This is a genomic window from Variovorax sp. OV084 (assembly GCF_900111625.1).
GTDB lineage: Bacteria > Pseudomonadota > Gammaproteobacteria > Burkholderiales > Burkholderiaceae_C > Variovorax.
In genome coordinates this window covers 197,667-218,791 of the sequence record NZ_FOII01000009.1, presented here as the reverse complement: position 1 = coordinate 218,791, position 21,125 = coordinate 197,667, and the positions used below count along the sequence as shown (strand labels likewise).

Genomic DNA, 21,125 nt, shown 5'->3' with positions numbered 1-21,125 from the left:
CGCCTGGCGTTCCATGAGGAAGACGACTTCGTGCTCCAGGTCTGGACACGCGATGGCCGCTCGGTGGCTGAGCGTGAGGGCATCCGGTAATCGGCATCGTCGTTCCCGCTCACAACGGGAGGCGCGCGTCGGCGCGACGCTCAAGGCCATCCTGCAGTTGACGACGAATCCGGCGCTGCGCGGTAACTCGCCTGCTGCATGAAGACTACGGGGTTGCCGCGAAAGCGGTCCGCCCTCATGTCTCCGATAGCGAGCGGAGAATTCTCAGGCGTTCCTGTGTGGCTCTCAGGACGGATTCAGAAGACCAGGGGGGCAGTGCAGTGGCATGGTCTTCCATCTCGGTGCATAGGGTCGCGTCCAGTACCGGCATCAACCCGTTCATCAGCCTTGTCTCGACTGCAAGCACGACAGCGCGGTGCAGCGTGCTTGGCAGGACGCGTCCGTTCAGATAGTCAAATACCAACGTTTCGGCAGCAAACAAGGAAAGTGACATGGCGAGGGCCTATCGACATGAAGCCACAGTAGCAGTGGCCGCGGTCGAAGTCTGTTCGATACCGCGCCTATGCGTCACCGTTCAGGGTCTGGTCCAAACACCGCCCGCGCTCACCGCCCTGCATTGCCTCGAGGCCGTCGCCGACGAAGACTGGGGCGTGCCATGCGTTCTATGCCGAAGCGCGCGTTGACCAAGGCGGAGGGCCAGGTCGCAGCGGGCGCGCATGTTTGGTATCGCACAGACTAGACGCACTCGACCATCTACAAATATGGAGCGCAAAAGGTCTTGCACACTTTGCCGGGCGCTTCAGCAAGCGCGCAGTGAATGCATTGCGACCTCTAATTTTGAGGGCAAAGAAAGGTTCATATGAACACGCTTTTCAATATCAAGACTTCGATTCTTGTTGTCGTCATGCTGGTACTGCCAATGGCACAGGCAGCGACGATGACCAAGGCCGAGTATCAGGCCGGCAAGACTCGCATCAGCGCGGACGTCAAGGCCGACAAGGCGGCGTGCGTCCTCTTGGCTGACAACGCCAAGGACATCTGCATCGAAGAAGCCAAGGCCAAAGAGAAAGCTGCGCGCGCCGAACTGAAGTACGGCCATACCGCCAAGTCCAGCGACCGGAACAAGGTGCTGGTTGCGAAGGCGGAGGCGGGCTATGCAGTCGCCAAGGAAAAGTGCGATGACCAGTCGGGCAATGCCAAGGACGTGTGCGTCCAGGAGGCCAAGGCTCTCAAGACCAAGGCGCTGGCCAACGCCAAGATGGGCAAGGAAATCGGTGAGGCCAAGGTCGACGCCAGCCAGGCAAAGCGCGATGCCGACTACAAGGTCGCTACCGAGAAGTGCGACAGTATGTCGGGTGATGCCAAGGCAAGTTGCGCGGCCGCCGCCAAGACAAAGTTTGGGAAGAGCTGAATCTGGGGAACGCTGAAGGATGCTTCACTGTGGAAGCCTGCAAGCCCAATCGTCTCTGGTCGACCACGAATGACTTGGTCGAGAACGACATCGCGAGCCTCGCCCAAAACATGAGGCAATGCGAGCGCGCACTCGGCCGTGTCCCGCGACTGCGATCGGCGGTGCAAACTGTGCGAATCGAGATCGGGGCGCACATCGTGACGTCGGCGTGCCTCGGGAGTGCCGTTGGGGCCTCCCTGGTGCTGGCGTTCGTTCACTTGGGATTCCTCTAGTTCCCTTTTTCTCGCCTTGGCTTGGTTGTCGATGTCTGTGCTCAAGTTCTCATCAAGCACGGGCCTCTCTTCGCGTTCCAGCCGCGCTGCAGCAACCTCGGCGACCGTGCCATGCTCACTCAGGCCTGACACGAGCGGGAGCGGCGAAGTCTGGCACATCGATGACCAAACCAGGATCGAACGCCTTGTTCTCAACCCTGCCACTCCAGTTCACGTAGCCGCGCGGGTTGCGCACGACGCGGCAAGACCGGACTCGATAGTCGCATTGCTGATGCGTGTGGCCGTGGACCCAGAGCACGGGCACATCAAAGAGAGCATCCGGAAGCTCGCTGACGCGCCAGCTCCGGCTTACAACGTGACATTTGGGAACGTTCTTCACCGTAGCGATGTGCGCGGCGTCGCACGACAGGGCGTTGGATACGCATCAGGGCGATTTCTCGCTCTCCAGGAGATGAAATGACGTTTTCGCGAACCGTTTTCAAGCTAGCTGCTGCGGGTTTCGTTGCCGCCGGTACCTTGTTTATCGCCGCATCGGCCAATGCGGGCACGAGTTGGTCCATTGGCGTCAGCGTACCCGGCGTGGTCGTGAGCGAGCCCGCACCGGTCTACTACGCGCCCGAGCCTGTTTATTCACGTCCAGCCCCGACCTACTATCAGCCTGCACAGCCGGTGTACTCCGTTCCGGCACCTGTCTACTACGAGCCTCGCTCTCATTGGGAGGAACGTCGTGCAGAGCGATGGGAAGAGCGTCGCGCGGAGCGTCGTGAATGGCGCCGCCGGCAATGGGAGCGCGAGCAGCACCGCCGCTACTACGAAGATCGTGACTGATCTTCGGGGTCATCGGTGTGCATAGTTTTTGAGCCGCCGTCGCTCAAGCAATACATGCCTGCAAGCTGACCAAGCATGAAGAGCGACAGCGGTCGGCATCGAGGCGGGTCCCTGAGCGGCTTTTTTCTCCCTGGCCTCTACCAGCGCCGAACCGCTGTCGAGAGGCAGTGTGCGCGCCCCCATCGAAGCCAACGTGGAGTCTGTGCGGAGGTTCTGTAAAACGATACCTGCCGTCTTGTGAGGCGCGACCTCGATACCTCCGATGAGATCTCAAGGAGGCCAAAGTAATCCTTTCGAGGAGCAATCACAGAAGCCAGAAATGGACATTTGATTGCTTCATTGAACATGTCGTTACGCTCGTTCCGATCATTGCCACACAGCGCAATGCATCCGAATTCAAAAGAATTAACGAGGGTCACGCATGCATTTCGACGCGACTGCCGCGCACGGCAGCTTCAACCATCGCCAGCTCAAGCGACTCGCCCTGCAAGGCGCTGCAGTACTCACCCTGCTGGGCGTTTCCGGATGGGCCCAGGCGGCCTGCTCACTGAACTTCACATCGCCCAGCAAGGGCGCGAAGGTCACCTCGCCCAACATCACGGTGTTTGGGACCGGCGGCGGCGATGCCACCACCGGTGACGCCGGCACCGTGACCGCCACGCTCAACGGTTCGCCGTTCTTCAGCTACTCCGGGTCCTTCACCGCCGTCGTGTCGTTCCTGGAAGGACGCGGCGTGCCCGTCACGCTGCGTTCCGGCCCGAACTACCTGGCAGTCTCCGGCAGCGTCGGCGGATGCAGCGCGTCGGACTACATGACGGTCTACTACGACACCTCCGACGTCATTCCGCGCAAGAACAAGGGCGACGGCACCGAGCGCAACGGACCGCAGTCGTGCACGGGCAACCCCATCAACTTCGCGATGGGCAACAAGGTGCAGGAGGAAGAAGACTTCCGCAGCGCGTCCACGCACTATCCTCTGCGGTTCGCACGCATCTTCAACAGCGCCGACGGCTACTGGCGCTACTCGTACGCCATGCGCCTGAGGATCAGTGCGACCGAGGCGGTGCTGCTCCATGCGAACGGACGGGAATCGCCGTTCGCACGCAGCGGCTCGACCATCACGCCCGATGCGGACGAGCTCGGCACGCTCACACAAACGAGCACGGGCTGGCTTTATGTCGACGTGGACAACACCCGGTACGAGTTCAACACCACCGGTCGCCTGACGAAGCAGACCCATCCCGATGGCTGGTATCACAGCCTGTCCTACGGCACCAACGGCGCCGTGACCGTGACGGACGGATTCGGCAACAGCATCGGCTACACGGAGGACGCCCACTTCCAGCCGCGTACGCTGACCACGCCCAACTTCAGCGTCGCCTACAACTACGACACTGCCAACCGGCTTACTTCCGTCACCAAGACGGCCGGCTCGAATGTGACGAGCCGCACGTACCACTACGAGAACGCCGCGAACCCACGTTTTCTCACGGGCGTGACCGATGAACTGGGTGTGCGCTTCGCCACCTACGCCTACGACTCGCTGGGTCGCGCAACGAGCACCACGCACGCAGGCAATGCCGGGCTCACGCAAGTGGCCTACAACGCCAACGGCACGACGACCGTGACCGATCCGGTGGGCCGGGCCACGACCTATCACTACGTCGTCGTCAATGGCGTCAAGCGCATCTCCCAGATCCAGGGCGAGCCGGCACCGGGCTGCCCGGCCAGCAACTCGTCGTTCACCTACGACGCCCGAGGCCTGCTGTCGAGTCAGACCAATGCGACCGGCAGCGTCACCAGCTTCACCTACAACACCCGCGGCCTGGAGGCTTCGCGCACGGAAGCGCTCGGCGCACCCGAGCAAAGAGCCATTGCCACGACCTGGGACGCCACGCTACCGGTGCCCACGCTCATCGCGCGGACCGGCCAGGAGGCGGCGTACACCTACGACACCAGCGGCAAGCTGCTCACCGAGACGATCACTGACACCGGCGGCACATCCGGCACCGCTCGCACGAGCCAGCGGACCTACACGACCGAAGGCCTGGTCCATACGCACACCGAAGCCAATGGTGCTGTCACCACCTACGCGTACGACACCCGCGGGAATGTGCAGAGCGCGACCAACGCGCTGGGCCACATCACCGCCTACACCTACGACACGGCCAATCGCCTCACGAGTCAGACGGACCCGAACGGCCTGGTCACCACTTTCATGTGGGATGCGTACGACCGGCTGCTCACGCGCACCGTGGGCACGGGACCTGGCCAGACCACGACCCTGACCTATCACCCCACCGGCACGATTGCGACCACCTCGCTGCCGACCGGGCTGGTCACCAGCTACACCTATGACGCTGCGCAACGCCTGACCGGCTGGAGCAACAACCGTGGCGAGAGCGGCACCTACACCCTCGATGCGGCCGGCAACCGCCTGACGGAGCAGACACTCAACAGTTCCGGCTCGATCGCGTGGACGACTGCGCGCACGATCAACAAGCTCAACCGCGTCGCCACCCAGACGCAAGGGACCAATCAGAACGAGAGCTTCAGCTACGACGCGAGTGGTGATCGCATCGCCCAGACCAATGGGCTGAACCAGACCATGAGCTGGAGCCTCGACGCGCTGGCCCGCGTCAAGACCATCACTGACGCGGCCAACGCCAGTGCCGGCCTCGGCTACAACGAGCTCGATGCCGTCACCCAGGCCAGCGACTTCAACGCCATCGCCACCAGCTACAGCCGCGACGCGCTGGGCAACGCCACCGCAGAAGCCAGCGCCGACAGTGGCCCTCGCAGCAGCCAGTACGACGCCCTCGGCCTGCCCAGCCAGATCATCGATGCGCTCGGCCAGGCCACGAGCATCACCCGCGATGAGCTGGGACGTCCGACCAGCCTCGTCTTCGCCGACGGCAAGACCACGACCTTGCGCTACGACCTGAGCACCAACAGCAAGGGCTACCTCAGCGAGATCATCGACCGCTCCGGCATCACGGAGTACACGCGAGACATCCACGGGCGCGTCACTCTCAAGAAGCAAACCCTGGCGACAGGCACAACTACGGGCAGCGTTCAGCAAGTTGCCTATACCTACAACACCGCCACCGGCCAACTCGCCAGCGTCACGTATCCGGGCGGTGGCGTGCTCAGCCACTTCTACGACACGACCGGCCGCCTCGTGCAACTCGGCTGGAACGGTGCCCCGCTGATCGACGCCGTCACCTGGAATGCCCTGGGCCAGCCCACGGGTTGGAACTGGGCCTTCACCAGCACCAGCCCGAAGCTCGCGGCCAACCGCAGCTACGACAGCGCCGCGCGTCTCACCCAAACCGAGTTCAGCAGCTACACCTACGACGCGGCCGGGCGCATCGGCAGCCTTACGCAGAACCTGTGGGGCCCTGCCGACAGCGATCCGGCTCACAGCACCATTGCAGTGGCCGACAACACCTGGATAGTCGGTTACAGCGCGACGGGCCGCATCGTCAGCTTCACTGGTCCTGGCGACAGCGCCAGCTTCAGTTATGACGCCAACGGCAACCGGATGGCGAGTACCCGGGTTCTGGCAGGCCAGACCACCAGCCGCGGCTACACCCTGGAGCCGGGCAGCAACCGCCTCGCCGGCTTCAGCCAGACCATCAACGGCACCAGCAGCACCAGCGTCGCCTATGGCTACAACGCCAACGGCGACCTGACGAGCGATGGCCTCAGAAGCTATGGCTACGACGCGGAAGGCCGCCTGGCCACGGCCACCACGGGCGCCAACGATGTCAGCCCGACCACGCGCTACGCGCACAACGCCTTGGGCCAGCGCGTGTTCAAGACCGAACCGCTGTATCCGCCCAGCCAGGGCGATGAGAACGACCCCGGCTTCTGGAACAGTCTCGTGGCGTTCTTCACCAAGCTGTGGAGCCCGACCACGACACAAGCCGAGCAACTCGGCTACGCCTATGTCTACGACGAACAGGGCAGCCTGATTGCGGAGGTGGGCAGCGGCGGCACGAACAGTTCGGGCGAGGCGCAGTACATCTACCTGCCGACAGCCAATGGGCCGATGCCGATCGTCGCCGTGGTCAATGGCACCACGTATGCGGTGCACAGCGATCACCTGAACACGCCGCGCAAGCTCACCGATGCGACCGGACAGGCAGTCTGGCAATGGGGCTACAGCGCGTTCGGAGAAGACAAGCCGACGCTGGCGAAGAACCGGTTCGCCAATCTGGAGGTGACACCGAATCCAGGCACCACGAACATCGCAGAAGTGAAGTTCAACCTGCGGTATCCGGGGCAGTACGCGGACGAGGAGTCGGGACTGTTCTACAACTACTTTCGCAGCTACGACGCGAGGTTGGGGCGCTACAGCCAGCCGGACCCGATCGGGCTGGATGGTGGGTGGAATCGGTTCGGCTATGTCGATGCGAATCCGCTGGGCTTCACGGATCCGGAAGGCCTGAGGAACCTGCGGCAGGCGACGCCGGGAGGCAACGCCTACAACCGACGCCAGTGGGAACGGCATGGCCCCGGGTCCATCCAGACACCGCAGAGCAATCTTCCACGCAGTGCTGCGTATGAGGCTGGGGCAAACATGACCCAGACCCCCAACCCTGCATACCCAGGGGCTCCCTTGGATTTGCCATGTGTCCAGTGGGATTGCTCGAGCGGATCGGTCTGCAGGCCCAATGACATCAAGAGTTCGACGGACTTTCTGCCTCCTGCACGCTCCACCGCCGATGCGCCTGCGGGGTGTCGCTGTATATCGGCGGGCAGAGATCCCGCGTTTCAGCTTCCGTACGATCCGAGCATCGATCCCTATAGCAACGCGAAGGACGTGAAAGACAACTGGCGCTCCGGTACCAGATTGCTCCGGCGATGAAAGGAATCTTGTTCTTCACTGGTTGCGCACTGATCGCCATCGCGATGGGCATGCCAGAAGGTTTGCCAACGCATAGCGGTGGGATGAAGTCACCGCTTCCTTATTTCTTCTACTGGCTGACACGTCTCATCGACCCTTGGGGAGGGAAGTACTTGGTCGTGCTTGTTGGCTTGGCCATGGTCGTTTCCTCCTTCTTCATCCCCAGGCGTTCGCGCGAATCGAAAGGCGACGGCGATCAGTAGCCGGAGGCGTCGATGCTGTTACGAGGCGAGTCGGTTGCCTTTCTTTGGCCGACGAAGTGCCGTGTTCGGTCTTGTTCTGGGATTTATCGGAATGGCTGTGGATTTCCGCCCTCGCTCGACCCACATTTCCATCGAGCGTTGACCCGTTGCAATGTCCTTCCTGAGCATTGTTCATCAGGCAGGCTGAATGCTGCATGCGGCTCAACGCCTCACGGAAAACTGGGGCGCTTCGAGATGGAAATCAACATGCGCCACAGTCCAAGATCCCAGTTGGTCGAACGGAGAGTCGGCGAAAGATTACAAGAGGAGGCGCACGTGTTCCTTGCCATTAATGTCCGAGACAGGCTCGCGCTCGCCCGTGCATTTGTCGGACTGAGGCAGCGCCTTGAAGTCTGGGACGCGGTCTAGAAAACAGTTCGCTTGCGCGATGCACCAGCATTAAAGTCCGGAACTGACCAGCCTTAGGAGAGAGCACGGTGAGGGGAAGTCGCCTGGAGGGTCCTACCCGTCAAGCGCGATCCTTTCCCTGTACAGGCTGCGGGCGCCCTCTATTTGGTGAGCGCGAGGAATTGCGGCCCGCCGCCCGTGGACGGGAGGCTGACCCCTGTACCGAGCGAGCCGGTCGTCCTGTCGATCGTGAAGAGGGTGATCGTGTTGCTGGCCTGGTTGGCCGTATAGGCGAAGCGGCCCGTGCGGTCCACGGTCACGGAGTTGGGTACGCTGCCCGCCGCGAAAGGCTGGCCCGGCACTGGCGTGAGCGCGCCGGTTCGTGGGTCGATGCTGTACGCCGAGACGTTGTTGGAGTTTCTGTTCGCCGCGTACAGGAAGCGGCCGCTCGGATCGACTGCCATGCCAAAGGGCGTGTCGCCAGCGGGGACCGAGCCGATCTGGGTCAGCGCGCCAGTGGTCGCGTCGATCGAGTAGGCGAGCAACGTGCCGGGGTTGTTGCCGACGTTGGCATAGGCGAAGCGGCCCGTGGGCTCGATGGCAATGTCGGTGAGTCCGCTGTTGGAGGGCAGCACGACCGACGCGGGCGGAGAGATCGGCTCGCCTGTGGCCGGGTCCAGGCGGAACGTAGCCAGGGAGGTGCTGTTGACCACCACGAACGCGAAGCGGCCTTGGGGGTCCAGGCCGATCTTGCGGCTGGTGCCACCGGCGACGGCCGTGCCGCCGGTGAGGTCGCCGGTGTTGGCATCGACGTCCAGCCGGTGCAGCATCCCGTCCCCGATCACGTAGGCGTGCTGGCCGTTGGGCGCGATACCGACGAAATACGGGGTCGTTCCGACACCGGCAGTGATGGCGCGCTGCTGTGTCAGCGTGCCCGTGGGAACGGTGGTGGTGTCGATGGTGTACTGGATGACGCCCCTGGTGGCGCCCGAGATGTTGCTGGCGTAGATGTACGGCTTCGAAGGGTGCGTGGTCACATGCTGCGGCGTCCCGCCCACGGGGAAGCGGCCGACACTCGAGAGGCTGCCATCGGAACCAACGGTGTACATCGACACACTGCTCGTCCCCTCGTCGGCGGTGAAGGCGAATCGATCGGCACCGGGCGTCGTGCAGGCGATCGTCACCGCGGCAACGGGCGCCGTGGTCACCGTGCCGAAGGCCTGCTTCGCGATGCACACCTGGAGCGCGGTGGGTTGTGTCTTTACCGTCACGCCGTAATCGGCGCCGACCGCCACCGGCGTCGTGAAGCTGAAGGTGCCGTCGGCGTTCACGGCGAGGTCGTCGCCCGCGTTGTTCTGCAGCACCAGCCCGCCGGCCGCGTCGAGGCCCGTGACGGCGACGCTCACTTTCTGGCTCGTGGTGGCGCAGACCACCGCCACGTTGCCCACGTCGGCATCGCCGATGGTGCCGGACGCGTTGTTCACGGTGCAGGTCTGCGACGGGTTCGAGGGCTGCTGCTTAACGCTCACCGCGTAGCTCGCGCCCTTGTCGAGTTTTTCGCTGAAGACGAAAGCGCCGTTGGCGGCCACGGCCACATCGGACGAGCCGGCCAGTTGCAGCACGAGCCCGCTGCCGAGCAGGCCGCTGACGCTGCCGCCCACCGTGTACTTCGCGTCGGCCGCGGGCGGCGGATTGTTGCCGCCGGGAGGCAAGGGAAAGAAGGAGAAGCCACCGCCACCCCCACCGCCGCCGCACGAAGCGAGCGCGAGCGGCACGAGGACGAACACGGCAAGGCGAAGACGGGTAACGAGCGGCATCGCGGGCATTTTTCTTACCTCCGGCAACAAACGGGCGGGGGCGATGTTAGCGGCACGCCGTTCCATTTGCACTCCCGCCGGTCGGCGGGCTTACCGCGTGTTGTTTAGATGTCGAGGCATGGCGACGCCTGGGAAGCACATCGAACTAGCCGAAACCGGCCAGCGACCGGTAGTTGTCTCGGACTTTAATGCGCTGTCTCCGGATCACTCCACAGTCACGCTCTTGGCCAGATTCCGCGGCTTGTCGACATCGGTCCCCCGCGCACACGCCGTGTGATACGCCAGCAACTGCAGCGGCACCACATGCAGGATCGGCGAGAGCGCGCCGTAGTGCTCGGGCATGCGGATCACGTGCAGCCCGTCGCTGCTCTTGATCTTCGTGTCGCCGTCGGCCAGCACGTAGAGCACGCCGCCGCGCGCGCGCACTTCCTGCAGGTTGCTCTTGAGCTTTTCGAGCAGTGCGTCGTTGGGTGCGACGGCCACCACGGGCATCTCGCTCGTCACCAGCGCGAGCGGGCCGTGCTTGAGTTCGCCGGCGGCATAGGCCTCGGCGTGGATGTAGGTCACTTCCTTGAGCTTGAGCGCGCCTTCGAGCGCGATCGGGTAGTGCAGCCCGCGGCCGAGGAACAACGCGTTGTCCTTGCGCGCGAAGTCTTCGGCCCAGCCGATGATCTGCGGCTCCAGCGCCAGCACCGACTGCAACGCAACCGGCAGGTGGCGCATTTCCTTCAGGTAGCGTGCCTCGTCGGCATCGCTCAGCCGGCCCTTGGCTTGCGCGATGGCGAGCGTGAGCAGGAAGAGGCCCGCGAGCTGCGTGGTGAAGGCCTTGGTCGACGCCACGCCGATTTCGACGCCTGCGCGCGTGATGTACGCCAGCTTGCACTCGCGCACCATCGCGCTGGTGGCGACGTTGCAGATGGTCAGCGTCTGCTCCATGCCGAGCGAGCGCGCATGCTTCAGCGCGGCCAGCGTGTCAGCCGTTTCGCCGGACTGGCTGATGGTGACGACCAGCGTCTTCGGGTCGGGCACGGAGTCGCGGTAGCGGTATTCGCTCGCGATCTCGACCTGCGTGGAGATCTTCGCGATGCCTTCGAGCCAGTACTTGGCGGTGCAGCCGCTGTAGTAGCTGGTGCCGCAGGCGAGGATGAGGATCTTGTCGATGTCCTGGAACACGCGATATGCGCTCGCGCCGGTCGCACCGTCCTGGCCGATGCCGTCGAACAGCTCGGGCACGATGCCTGCCACGCCTTCGAGCGTGTCGCCGATGGCGCGCGGCTGCTCGAAGATTTCCTTCTGCATGTAGTGGCGGTAGGGGCCGAGCTCGGCCGCGCCGCTGTGGGCGAGCACGGTGCGCACCTGGCGGGTAACCGGCTTGTGGTTCTTGTCGACGATCCAGTACTTGCCCGGCTGCACGTCGACCACGTCGCCTTCTTCCAGATAGACGATCTGGTCGGTCACGCCGGCCAGGGCCATCGCGTCGCTGGCGAGGAAGTTCTCTGCGCCGTCCTTGCCGGCGCCGAGGATCAGCGGCGAGCCCGCACGCGCACCGACCACGCGCTGCGGCTCGTCGCGGCAGATCACGGCAATGGCGTAGGCGCCGTGCAGTTGCAGCACGGCGGCCTTCACGGCTTCGAACAGGTCACCGTCGTAGAGGCTATCGACCAAGTGGGCGATGACCTCGGTGTCGGTCTGGCTCTCGAAGGCGTAGCCCTTGGCTTCGAGCGCGGCGCGCAGTGTTTCGTGGTTTTCGATGATGCCGTTGTGCACGAGCGCGATGCGGCCCGGCCGCGCGGTCTGCGCATCGGCGCCGGGGCCGTGGCTGAAATGCGGGTGCGCGTTGTGCACGGCCGGCGCGCCGTGCGTGGCCCAGCGCGTGTGGGCGATGCCGGTGAGGCCCTCGACCTTGTCGTCGCGCACCTGCGCCACGAGATCGGCCACGCGCGAAGTGGTGCGCGCCCGCGTCAGGCCACCGGCATGCACCGCCACGCCGCACGAGTCATAGCCGCGGTATTCGAGCCGCTGGAGGCCCTGGACCAGGACCGGAACGATGTTGCGATGGGACGCTGCCCCGACGATGCCGCACATGGTGAGCTGCCTTTGAAAGAAGAAGAGCCTCGATGGTAGGAAGGCATGGAAGAAATATGCATTCGAAATTTTGTTGATTTCGGACTTTTATTTCTCCATTTCTTTGATTTGGACTTTTATTCCATAATTTCTTCTAATATGGAAGCAATCTCCCTGGATTCAATCGACCTGCGCCTGCTTGACGCGCTCCAGCGCGACGCCTCGCAGACCAATCAGCGCCTGGCCGCGGACGTCGGCATCTCGCCGCCCACCTGCCTGCGCCGCGTGCAGAGGCTGCGCGAAGTCGGCCTGATCGAACGCCAGGTCGCGCTGCTGTCGCCCGACCGGCTCGCCACAGTACTGGGGCACGGCCTGCAGGCGGTGATCGAAATCTCGCTCGACCGGCAGGACGCCGCCTCGCTCGACGCCTTCGAGACGCGCGTGATTGCCGACGACGCAGTACAGCAGTGCTGGCGCGTGTCGCCGGGCCCGGACTTCGTGCTGGTCGTGGCCGCGCGCGACATGCCCGACTACGGCGCACTCACGCAGCGCCTGTTCACGGCCGACGCGAACGTGCGCAACGTCAAGGCCTTCTTCAGCCTCAAGCGCGCCAAATTCGAGCCCCGGTTGCCGCTGCGATAAAGCTCTCGTGCCTCTTCGCGGAACACCGCGGAACCGGCTTTGCCGGGCCGCTGGTGTTGCCCCCGGCAGGGGGTTGGCGAAGCGACACGAAGTGCGCGCAGCCTGGGGGCGAGCCTATTTCTTCTGAGGGCGCTTCCAGTTCGGAAAACTCACCTGCTTGCCCCGCGCCACGGTCAGCGCCCCCGGCTCGGTCGACTTGTTGATGGTCGAGCCGCCGCCGATGGTGCCGCCCGCACCGATGGTTATGGGCGCCACCAGCACGCAGTTGCTGCCCACGTGCACGTCGTCGCCGATCACGGTGCGGTGCTTGTTGGCGCCGTCGTAGTTGGCGGTGATGCTGCCCGCCCCGTAGTTCACTCGCTCGCCCACGGTGGCGTCGCCCAGGTAGGCCAGGTGGTTGGCCTTGGCGCCGGCAGCCAGCGTCGAGTTCTTGACCTCTACGAAATTGCCGATGTGTACCTCGGCACCCAGTTGTGCGCCGGGCCGCAGCCGTGCGAAGGGGCCGATGAGCGAGCCCGCGCCCACCGTCACGCCGGCCTTCTCGCCCTCGATATGCGTGAACGGATGAATCACCGCGCCCGCCTCGATGCGCGCATTGGCAATGACGCAGTTCGCGCCGATGCGCACGCCCTCGCCCAGCGACACCACGCCTTCGAACACGCAGTTGACGTCGATCTCCACGTCGGCCCCGCAATCCAGCGTGCCGCGCAGGTCGAAGCGTGACGGGTCGGCCAGGCGCACGCCCTGCTCCATCAGCGCATTCGCCTGGCGCAGTTGCCAGGCGCGCTCGAGCGCCGCGAGCTGGGCCGGGCTGTTGATGCCGGCCACCTGCAGTGCGTCGGTGGTGATGTGCGCGACCACGGGCACGCCGTCGGCGGCGGCGAACTTCACCACGTCGGTCAGGTAGTACTCGCCCTGGGCGTTCTTGTTGTCCAGCCGCGCGAGCCAGCCCTTGAGCAGGCGCGCGGGCACGGCCATCACGCCGCTGTAGATCTCGCGCACGGCGCGCTGCGCTTCGGTGGCGTCCTTGTGCTCGACGATGGCGGTGACCTCGCCTTGACCCGCCGCGCGGATGACGCGGCCGTAGCCGCTCGGGTCGTCGAATTCGATGGTCAACAGCGCCAGCTTGCTGCCCGCGCTGGCCGCGATGAGCGCGCGCAGTGTGTCTTCGCCGATCAGCGGCACGTCGCCCGACAGCACGACCACCGTGCCGTCGTCCGGCAGCAGCGGCGCGGCCTGCTGCACTGCGTGGCCGGTGCCGAGCTGCGGCTCCTGGCGCGCAAAGCGCAGCGTGGCGCCCTCGATGCCGCTGTTCAGCGAGGCCTCGACTTCGGCCGCGCCATGGCCGGTGATGACCACCACGTCGCGCGCGCCGATGCGTGCGGCGGTGCCCGTCACATGGGCCAGCAATGCGCGGCCGCCCAATCGATGCAACACTTTGGGCAGTCTGCTTTTCATGCGCGTGCCCTTGCCGGCCGCCATGATGACGACGTCGACCGGCCCCCGGCTGTCTTGTTGCGGAGTCTGATTCATGCGTTTTTCTTCCCGATTTCGTTGCGCTGCAGTGGCCCGAATTATCGGCGTGCTGCTCATCGCCGCCGCCCTGGGCGCCTGCAGCGCGATCAAGCTGGCTTACAACAACCTGCCCACGGTGAGCTACTGGTGGCTCGACGGCTACCTGGACTTCGACGGCGCGCAGACCCCCAAGGTGCGCGACGAGCTCGACCAGTTGCTGGCATGGCACCGCCAGAACGAGCTGCCGCGCATCGCCTCGCTGCTGCAGGAAGCGCAGGCGCTGGCGCCGGGCGAGGTGACGCCGGCGCAAGTCTGCGCGATGGCCGACCGCATCCGCGAGCGCCTGCTGGCCGTTACCGAACGCGCCGAGCCCGCCGGCACCGAGCTGGCACTGAGCCTGACCGACGTGCAGCTGCAGCAGCTGGAGCGCAAATACGCGAAGAACAACGCCGAGTACCGCAAGGACTGGCTCGACCGCACCCCGGCGCAGGTGCAGGAAAAGCGCTACGACCAGTTCCTCGACCGCACCGAGGACTTCTACGGCCGCCTCAGCACGGAGCAGCGCGAGCTGCTGAAGCAGCAGGTCGCGCAGTCGGTGTTCGATCCGCGGCTGGCGGACGCCGAGCGCCGCAAGCGCCAGCAGGAGGCGCTGGTGCTGCTGCGCGGCTTCGTGGCCAGCAAGCCGTCGCCGGCCGAGGCGCGCGCGGCGCTGCATGGCTACATCCAGCGCATCGCCGAACCACCGCCCGGACCCTGGCGCGACCAGCAGCAGGCCTTGCTGCAGGAGGGTTGCCGCAACACGGCGGCGCTGCACAACGGCACCACGGCCAGCCAGCGCGCGCAGGCGGTGCGCCGGCTGCAGGCCTACGAGAGCGACCTGCGCCAGCTGGTGGCCACGCGCTGAAGACCGTGTGGCGGATCAGATCAGCGGCGTAGGCCGCATCGGGCGCTCGAAGTAGTCGCCCAGCGTTTCCAGCGCGTGCGGCTCCATGATGCGCAGCCAGCCGGCGTCGATCTTGTAGAGCCCCAGCCGCTGCAGCCGCCGCAGCGTCTTGTTGGTGTGCACCAGCGACAGCCCCAGCGCATCGGCGATGTGCTGCTGGTTGAACGGAAACTCGACCCAGCCGTCGCGCACCATGCCCACGCGCTGCGCGCGGCGATACAGGTGCATCAGCAGCATGGCCACGCGCTCGCCGGCATTGCGCCGGCCGGTGGTGACGAGGTTGTCATCGACCATCTTTTCCTCGCGCGCTGCAAGCCAGGTGATGTCGTAGCCCAGCTTGGGCTGGGCATGGAACAGGTCCCACAGCCGGTCGCGCGAGAAGGCGCACAGCGTGACGTCGGTCACCGCCTCGACGCCGTGCGTCTGGCCCTCGGCGAACTCATCCTGCAGGCCGAGGAAATCGCCGGGCAGCAAAAAGCTCAGTATCTGCCGCCGTCCGTCGCTCAGCGTCTTGTAGCGGAAGGCCCAGCCTGAATAGAGGGTGAAGAGCTGCGGGCTCGGCCGGTGCTCGTCGATGATAGAACTGCCCGCCTCCACGCGCCGGGTGCCGACGCGGAAAGACTGGATGGCCTGCAACTCTTCGCCGGCAGGCGGCAGGAAGGCATCGAGCCGTCGCAATGCGCACTGGTCGCACGAATTCACGCCCTGGGGAGGCGCTGCAGCAGCGGGGTAGTCCTCGAATTTCACGCTTTACTATAGGCGCTTCGCCTGTGTCTTTTGACATTTCGCGGCGTCTCGGGGCTGCCTACACTCCGCACCGCTTTCCTCCCCAAGACGCATGACAGAAGACCCAAGGCTCCCGCTTTACGAAGTGCTTTACTGCAGCACGCTCGCCCAGGACCTGCCCCCGGGCACCGTGGGCTCGATCACCTCCCGGGCGCGCATGCGCAACGCGGAGCGCGACATCACCGGCCTGCTGGTGTTCGACGGGCAGCGTTTCTGCCAGCACCTGGAAGGCCCGCCCGAAGCCATCGACGCGCTGATGCGGCAGATCGAGGAAGACCCGCGCCATGTCGACGTCAGGGTGGTCTACGAAGCCCCGCTGGCGGCCCGGCGCTACAGCGGTTTCGGCATGGGGCTGGCCGAATGCGAGGGCCCCGACCTGATGGCCGGCGTGCATGTGCTGATTGGCGAGGCGGCGCTGCGGCACTTTCTGGCCCTGGTGCCCAGCTTCGACATCAACGGTTGAATTGGACTGAATAGGCGGCCGCCCGACGGCCTACCCCAAAAGACGCTTCAAAAAGAAAAAGGCGGCCGAGGCCGCCTTTTCAGCACTTGGAGGGAAAACAATCGCTCAGGCGTTGTCCCAGCTGTAGGTCGCGCCGTAGCCGTCCCACGCCTCCATGACGATGCGCTGGCCCGCGGCCACCGTCAGCGATTCGCCGGGTGCGAGCACCAGGTCTTCGCTGGGGTTCTTGAGCGTGGCATCGGGCGTGATCCACACCCGGCCCTGCTTGACCCGCAGAATGCTGGCCGCCCGCGCCTTCAGGCTCATCGCCTCGCCGGGCGCGATCTGCCAGGCACCACGACGCACGGCCGGCGGAACGGCGGCGGTGCGGGCGGGAACGGACAGGGACGAGAGCGATTCGGTGGTGCAGACGGCGGTGGACATGATGTAACTCCTTGGCTTTGCCGAAGCGCTTGTCAGAAAGTGGCAATAGCGCAGTTCGGGAATGAATGATCGTTTCTATGGCGTTGGCGGTCCAATGAAAACGAGGTAGCCTACTGATGCGCGTTTCGCATCAATCGATCCAAACGCCGATTCGCCCTCCAAAGTCATATCCATGCAACATTCGCAAACCCATCTGCGCTCCCGTCCGATCTCCGCCGGGCACCTGCGCGCCTTCGAGGCGGTGGCCCGGCACCTGAATTTCCGCGCCGCAGCTGAGGAAATGGCGCTGACCCAGTCGGCCGTGAGCCGCCAGATCCAGTCGCTGGAAGAAGAGGTGGGCGTGGCGCTGTTCCTGCGCCATACGCGCGCGGTGGAGCTCACGAGCGCGGGGGCACTGCTGCTGCTGGCGGTACAGCAGTCGCTGCCGCGCATCGACACGGCCGTACGCCAGATTCGCCAGAGCGCGGGGCGGCAGAGCGTGTCGCTGACCACTTTTGCCTCTTTCGCCTCGATGTGGCTGATCCCGCGGCTGGAGGCCTTCCAGCGCGACAACCCCGAGATCGACATCCGCATCGACGCCAGCGACGTGGCGGTGGACCTCGAAGTGGCCGACGTGGACATCGCCCTGCGCTACGGCCCGCGCGAGTCCATGACGGCCGGCGCGGTGCGCCTGTTCGGCGAAACGCTGACGCCGGTGGCCAGCCCCTGGCTGCTGAAGAGCAGCCCGCCCATCAAGACACCCGCCGACATCACCCAGTTCACGCTGATCGAGGCCGGCGACGCGCACCGCACGCACCTGGAATGGCTGACCTGGCGCCGCTGGTTCGAGGTGAACGGGCTGGAACGCGCGCAGCCCAAGCGCTGGCTCTATTTCAATTACGCCTACCAGATGGTGCAGGCGGCCCTTACCGGGCAGGGCGTGACGCTGGCGCGAAGCTCGCTCATTGCCGAGAGCCTGGCCAACGGCGACCTGGTCGAGGTGCTGCCGCAGCACCGCATGGATTCGCCGATGTCTTACTGGCTCATTGCCGGGCCGCGCAGCGCGCTGCGGCCGGAAATCAGGGCCTTCTGCGACTGGCTGCTGCTCCAGTCCGAGACCACGCGCGAGACCATCGGCGAGGTGCCCGACCCGGACACCGTCGACAACATCGACTGACGCTGGCAGCTCAGCTGGTCGGCCAGACGACTCCGTTGTCGTTGAGGATGGCGTCGAGCGGCAGGTCGTGCGCCTCGGGCTCGAAGTCTTCGAGAAAGCCGTGGGTGAAGCCCAGACCCACCGTGAACGGCCGCGGCTCCAGCGCCGCCAGCGTGCGGTCATAGAAACCGCCGCCGTAGCCCAGCCGGTAGCCGCCCGCGCTGTAGCCCACGCAGGGCACGAACAGCAGGGTCGGCACGATCAGCTCGGTGTCCTTGGGCTTGGGAATGCCGTAGGCGTCTTCTTCCATCTGGCAGCCCGGGTACCAGGCATGGAAGGTCAGGGTCTTGTGGACTTTGTCGATCACCGGCAGTCCGATGCGCCGGCGCTGCGTCTCTTCCATGAGTTCGCCGTCTTCCTTCCAGCGGTGCAGGGCGGGCAGCGGATCGAACTCGCCCTTGATGGGCCAGTAGGCGCCGATCACGGTGTCGGGCCGGCCGACCAGCCAGATCCGCATCACGCGCTGCAAAAGGTCTGCGCGTGTCAGCCGGTCGGGCATCGCAAGACGTTGCTCGATGAGTGCCTTCCTCAACTGTTCCTTAAGAAAACTCGCCGTTGCCGAAGTGTCGGCACCCTTTGACTTGTCCATAATCCCCCGATGCAGTTCCCAAGCATTTTGGCACCCAAGCGCCATCGCCCGCGCGTCAACCCGCGCAACGCGGCACCCGCACTCGTTTTTTCCACTGTTCTTGCCCTCGCCGCGTTGCTCTCGCAGCAACCCGCAGCAGCCCAGAGCAACACCAACGACGACGTGCTGATCCAGATGAAGCAGGCCTTCCAGCGCGGCGACAAGGCCCGCCTGACCGCCCTGCTGCCGCAGGCCCGAGGCCATGCACTGGAACCCTGGGCCGCCTACTGGGAACTCAAGGCGCGCCTGCAGGACGCCCCCGCCAACGAAGTGCAGGACTTCTTCGCGCGCTACCCCGGCACCTACCAGGAAGACCGCCTGCGCAACGACTGGCTGCTTCTGCTCGGCCAGCGCCGCGACTGGGACAACTTCACCGCCTCGGTAGACGGCTTCCGCATGGGCGACGACGCGCAGGTGCGCTGCTACGCGGTCCTGGTCGACTCGCTGCGCACCGGCACCGCCACGCAGGCACAGGCCGACGAAGTGCGCCGCAACTGGTTTGCCCAGAAAGACCTGGACGACGGCTGCCTCACCGCCGCCGACCGCATGGTCGCCGCCCGCCTGATGTCGACCAACGACGCCTGGAAGAAGGCGCGCCTGGCCATCGAGGCCAACCGCCCGCAGGCCGCTCGCGCCGCCGTCACCATCGCCGCGCCCGACGCGCTGCCGCTGTTCGAGGAGCTCAACGCCAGCTCGGCCAAGTTCCTGACCGGCCGCGCCTTCGTGGCCGCCAAGTCGCGCAAGGAACTGGTGGTGCTCGCGCTCATCAAGATCGCCATTGCCGACCCCGAACTCGCCGCCTCGCAGCTCGACAGCAAGTGGGGCCCGATGCTCTCCGCCGAGGAGCGCAACTGGCTCTGGGGCACCATCGGCCGCGCCGCCGCGCTGAAGCTCTGGCCGCAAGCCGGCACCTATTACGCCAACGTCACGAAGAACAGCGACCTGTCCGACGACATGCTCGGCTGGCGCGTGCGCGCCGCCCTGCGCGCCGGCCAGTGGAAAGAGGTGGCGCCCGCCATCAACGCCATGAGCGAAACCGCCCAGCTCGAGCCAACCTGGGTCTACTGGAAGGCCCGCGCCCTGGCCAGCGCCGGCGGCGACGAACGCCGCGCGCAGGCCCGCGACCTCTACCAGAGCATCGCCGGCTCGCGCGGCTTCTACGAGATGCTGGCGCTCGAGGAACTCGGCCAGCGCACCATGGTGCCCACCCGCCCCGACCCGCTCACGCCCGAAGAAAAGGCTGCCGCGCGCAACAACCCGGCGCTCGCCCGCGGCCTCTACGCCATCGCCATCGGCCTGCGCCCCGAAGGCACGCGCGAGTGGAACTACGCCACCAACCTGCACGACAAGGGCGGCATGGACGACCGCGCGCTGCTGGCCGCGGCCGACTTCGCCTGCCAGCGCGAGGTGTGGGACCGCTGCATCAACACCAGCGAGCGCACCAAGGGCGTGGTCGACGTCGAACAGCGCTTTCCCATGCCCTTCCACGACACGGTGCTGCGCAAGAGCCAGGACATCGGCCTCGACCCGGCCTACGTGTACGGCCTGATCCGCCAGGAAAGCCGCTTCATCATGGACGCGCGCTCGGGCGTCGGCGCCTCGGGCCTGATGCAGGTCATGCCCGCCACCGCGCGCTGGACGGCCCGCAAGATCGGCATGAACGACTTCTCGCCCGGCCAGATCAACGACCGCGAGACCAACATCACCATCGGCACCAACTACCTGAAGCTCGCACTCGACGACTTCGACGGGTCGATGGCGCTGGCGGCCGCCGCCTACAACGCCGGCCCGGGGCGCCCCCGCAGCTGGCGCAACGGCCCGGTGCTCGACGCCGCCATCTGGGCCGAGAACGTGCCGTTCAACGAGACACGCGACTACGTGAAGAAAGTGCTGGCCAACACCACCAACTACGCGGCCATCATCAGCGGCCGGCCGCAGTCGCTGAAGGAACGCCTGGGTCGCATTGGCCCGCGCGATGCGGCTGAGCCGGAGCCCAACAAGGACCTCCCCTGAGATGAGCTGGCGCGACGAGGTGCTCGACACCCTCGCATCCGAGTTCTCGGACGTGAGCGACGTCGCGCAGCTCACCCGCATCGTGCTGCGCCTCACGCTCGCTGGCGCCCTCGGTTTCGTGCTCGGCTTCGAGCGCGAGCAGCAGGGCAAGGCAGCCGGCGTGCGCACCCACATGCTGGTGGCCATCGGCTCGGCGATGTTCGTGCTGATCCCGCAGCAGACCGGCATCGTGCCGGCCGACATGAGCCGCGTGATCCAGGGGCTGGTTGCAGGCGTGGGTTTCCTGTGCGCCGGCACCATCCTCAAGCAGGGCAAGGACGAGAGCCATGTGCAGGGCCTGACCACCGCCGCGGGCCTTTGGATGACGGCCGCCATCGGCATGGCCTGCGGGCTCGGCCGCGAGGTGACCGCCGTGGTGAGCGCGCTGCTGGCGCTCGCCGTGCTGGCACTGGTGCCGCGCCTCGTGAGCGTGATCGAGCGCGTGGCCGGTCCGAAGAAGAACGACGACACCCGCGAGCGCTGAACGCGCTCCCGCATCAATTCGCGCTGCCTTCGGCATCAATCGCGGCACCGCGCCCGGCTAGCATCGAAGACCCCCTTTTTGAACCACCGCAACGGACCGG

Annotated in this window: 17 protein-coding genes; 10 read left to right on the top strand and 7 right to left on the bottom strand. The window is 65.6% G+C overall.

Translation table 11 applies throughout. The annotated features are described in order from the left end of the window. Window positions 1–235 precede the first annotated feature (235 nt). Window positions 236–493: a hypothetical protein gene (locus BMW87_RS35360; RefSeq protein ID WP_218149764.1), complete on the bottom strand. Its 258-nt coding sequence runs from the start codon at window positions 491–493 to the stop codon at window positions 236–238. A gap of 366 nt (window positions 494–859) precedes the next feature. Between BMW87_RS35360 and BMW87_RS22355 the strand changes: the two genes are divergently transcribed. From BMW87_RS22355 to BMW87_RS22330, 4 genes are all read left to right on the top strand, one after another. Then, on the top strand, window positions 860–1,411 hold the full coding sequence (locus tag BMW87_RS22355) for a hypothetical protein (RefSeq protein ID WP_093078688.1): 552 nt from the start codon (window positions 860–862) through the stop codon (window positions 1,409–1,411). 728 nt (window positions 1,412–2,139) lie between these two features. Continuing rightward, window positions 2,140–2,511 (top strand): hypothetical protein, encoded by a 372-nt coding sequence (locus tag BMW87_RS22340; protein WP_093078685.1) that lies wholly within the window; start codon window positions 2,140–2,142, stop codon window positions 2,509–2,511. Between the two features lie 421 nt (window positions 2,512–2,932). After that, window positions 2,933–7,384 (top strand): RHS repeat-associated core domain-containing protein, encoded by a 4,452-nt coding sequence (locus BMW87_RS22335; RefSeq protein ID WP_093078683.1) that lies wholly within the window; start codon window positions 2,933–2,935, stop codon window positions 7,382–7,384. Next, a complete protein-coding gene (locus BMW87_RS22330; RefSeq protein WP_093078682.1) occupies window positions 7,381–7,626 on the top strand; it encodes a hypothetical protein in 246 nt (81 codons plus the stop codon). The genes BMW87_RS22335 and BMW87_RS22330 overlap by 4 nt, the downstream gene beginning before the upstream one ends. A gap of 548 nt (window positions 7,627–8,174) precedes the next feature. On the opposite strand, the gene BMW87_RS22325 is transcribed toward BMW87_RS22330, so the two are convergent. Next, complete coding sequence (locus BMW87_RS22325; RefSeq protein ID WP_177192825.1) at window positions 8,175–9,830, bottom strand: lactonase family protein; 1,656 nt, start codon at window positions 9,828–9,830, stop codon at window positions 8,175–8,177. A 204-nt stretch (window positions 9,831–10,034) separates the two neighbouring features. Next, the gene (gene glmS / locus BMW87_RS22320; RefSeq protein WP_093056097.1) at window positions 10,035–11,915 is read right to left on the bottom strand and encodes a glutamine--fructose-6-phosphate transaminase (isomerizing); all 1,881 of its coding nucleotides are present in this window, start codon (window positions 11,913–11,915) and stop codon (window positions 10,035–10,037) included. A 138-nt stretch (window positions 11,916–12,053) separates the two neighbouring features. On the opposite strand from glmS, the gene BMW87_RS22315 reads away from it, so the two are divergent. After that, entirely contained in the window at window positions 12,054–12,536 is a 483-nt protein-coding gene (locus tag BMW87_RS22315) for an Lrp/AsnC family transcriptional regulator (RefSeq protein WP_093078679.1), read from the top strand. Between the two features lie 114 nt (window positions 12,537–12,650). Here BMW87_RS22315 and glmU read toward each other — a convergent pair whose 3' ends face one another. Beyond that, a complete protein-coding gene (gene glmU, locus BMW87_RS22310; RefSeq protein ID WP_093078677.1) occupies window positions 12,651–14,069 on the bottom strand; it encodes a bifunctional UDP-N-acetylglucosamine diphosphorylase/glucosamine-1-phosphate N-acetyltransferase GlmU in 1,419 nt (472 codons plus the stop codon). Between the two features lie 31 nt (window positions 14,070–14,100). On the opposite strand from glmU, the gene BMW87_RS22305 reads away from it, so the two are divergent. Next, window positions 14,101–14,955, top strand: a complete 855-nt coding sequence (locus BMW87_RS22305; RefSeq protein ID WP_256216865.1) for a DUF6279 family lipoprotein — start codon at window positions 14,101–14,103, stop codon at window positions 14,953–14,955. Window positions 14,956–14,970: 15 nt separating this feature from the next. Here BMW87_RS22305 and BMW87_RS22300 read toward each other — a convergent pair whose 3' ends face one another. Next, window positions 14,971–15,741: a Crp/Fnr family transcriptional regulator gene (locus tag BMW87_RS22300; protein WP_256216864.1), complete on the bottom strand. Its 771-nt coding sequence runs from the start codon at window positions 15,739–15,741 to the stop codon at window positions 14,971–14,973. A 91-nt stretch (window positions 15,742–15,832) separates the two neighbouring features. On the opposite strand from BMW87_RS22300, the gene BMW87_RS22295 reads away from it, so the two are divergent. After that, complete coding sequence (locus BMW87_RS22295; RefSeq protein WP_093078674.1) at window positions 15,833–16,243, top strand: BLUF domain-containing protein; 411 nt, start codon at window positions 15,833–15,835, stop codon at window positions 16,241–16,243. Between the two features lie 105 nt (window positions 16,244–16,348). Here BMW87_RS22295 and BMW87_RS22290 read toward each other — a convergent pair whose 3' ends face one another. After that, complete coding sequence (locus BMW87_RS22290; RefSeq protein ID WP_093056107.1) at window positions 16,349–16,666, bottom strand: DUF2917 domain-containing protein; 318 nt, start codon at window positions 16,664–16,666, stop codon at window positions 16,349–16,351. Window positions 16,667–16,838: 172 nt separating this feature from the next. Here BMW87_RS22290 and BMW87_RS22285 point away from each other — a divergent pair, with 172 nt between their 5' ends. After that, window positions 16,839–17,822 carry a LysR substrate-binding domain-containing protein gene (locus tag BMW87_RS22285; protein ID WP_093078672.1) on the top strand — a complete coding sequence of 328 codons (984 nt, stop codon included), beginning with the start codon at window positions 16,839–16,841 and terminating at the stop codon, window positions 17,820–17,822. Between the two features lie 10 nt (window positions 17,823–17,832). Here the strand turns inward: BMW87_RS22285 and BMW87_RS22280 are convergent, their stop codons facing one another. Beyond that, a complete protein-coding gene (locus BMW87_RS22280; RefSeq protein WP_093056112.1) occupies window positions 17,833–18,450 on the bottom strand; it encodes a 5-formyltetrahydrofolate cyclo-ligase in 618 nt (205 codons plus the stop codon). A 9-nt stretch (window positions 18,451–18,459) separates the two neighbouring features. On the opposite strand from BMW87_RS22280, the gene BMW87_RS22275 reads away from it, so the two are divergent. Beyond that, window positions 18,460–20,502 carry a lytic transglycosylase domain-containing protein gene (locus BMW87_RS22275; protein WP_093056114.1) on the top strand — a complete coding sequence of 681 codons (2,043 nt, stop codon included), beginning with the start codon at window positions 18,460–18,462 and terminating at the stop codon, window positions 20,500–20,502. Between the two features lies 1 nt (window position 20,503). Beyond that, window positions 20,504–21,025, top strand: a complete 522-nt coding sequence (locus BMW87_RS22270; protein ID WP_093056116.1) for an MgtC/SapB family protein — start codon at window positions 20,504–20,506, stop codon at window positions 21,023–21,025. Window positions 21,026–21,125: the final 100 nt, after the last annotated feature.

Coding starts and splice junctions, on each gene's coding strand:
- BMW87_RS35360 (WP_218149764.1), bottom strand. CDS start 493: ATGTCACTTTCCTTGTTTGCTGCCGAAACGTTGGTATTTGACTATCTG.
- BMW87_RS22355 (WP_093078688.1), top strand. CDS start 860: ATGAACACGCTTTTCAATATCAAGACTTCGATTCTTGTTGTCGTCATG.
- BMW87_RS22340 (WP_093078685.1), top strand. CDS start 2,140: ATGACGTTTTCGCGAACCGTTTTCAAGCTAGCTGCTGCGGGTTTCGTT.
- BMW87_RS22335 (WP_093078683.1), top strand. CDS start 2,933: ATGCATTTCGACGCGACTGCCGCGCACGGCAGCTTCAACCATCGCCAG.
- BMW87_RS22330 (WP_093078682.1), top strand. CDS start 7,381: ATGAAAGGAATCTTGTTCTTCACTGGTTGCGCACTGATCGCCATCGCG.
- BMW87_RS22325 (WP_177192825.1), bottom strand. CDS start 9,830: ATGCCGCTCGTTACCCGTCTTCGCCTTGCCGTGTTCGTCCTCGTGCCG.
- glmS (WP_093056097.1), bottom strand. CDS start 11,915: ATGTGCGGCATCGTCGGGGCAGCGTCCCATCGCAACATCGTTCCGGTC.
- BMW87_RS22315 (WP_093078679.1), top strand. CDS start 12,054: ATGGAAGCAATCTCCCTGGATTCAATCGACCTGCGCCTGCTTGACGCG.
- glmU (WP_093078677.1), bottom strand. CDS start 14,069: ATGAATCAGACTCCGCAACAAGACAGCCGGGGGCCGGTCGACGTCGTC.
- BMW87_RS22295 (WP_093078674.1), top strand. CDS start 15,833: ATGACAGAAGACCCAAGGCTCCCGCTTTACGAAGTGCTTTACTGCAGC.
- BMW87_RS22290 (WP_093056107.1), bottom strand. CDS start 16,666: ATGTCCACCGCCGTCTGCACCACCGAATCGCTCTCGTCCCTGTCCGTT.
- BMW87_RS22285 (WP_093078672.1), top strand. CDS start 16,839: ATGCAACATTCGCAAACCCATCTGCGCTCCCGTCCGATCTCCGCCGGG.
- BMW87_RS22280 (WP_093056112.1), bottom strand. CDS start 18,450: ATGGACAAGTCAAAGGGTGCCGACACTTCGGCAACGGCGAGTTTTCTT.
- BMW87_RS22275 (WP_093056114.1), top strand. CDS start 18,460: ATGCAGTTCCCAAGCATTTTGGCACCCAAGCGCCATCGCCCGCGCGTC.
- BMW87_RS22270 (WP_093056116.1), top strand. CDS start 20,504: ATGAGCTGGCGCGACGAGGTGCTCGACACCCTCGCATCCGAGTTCTCG.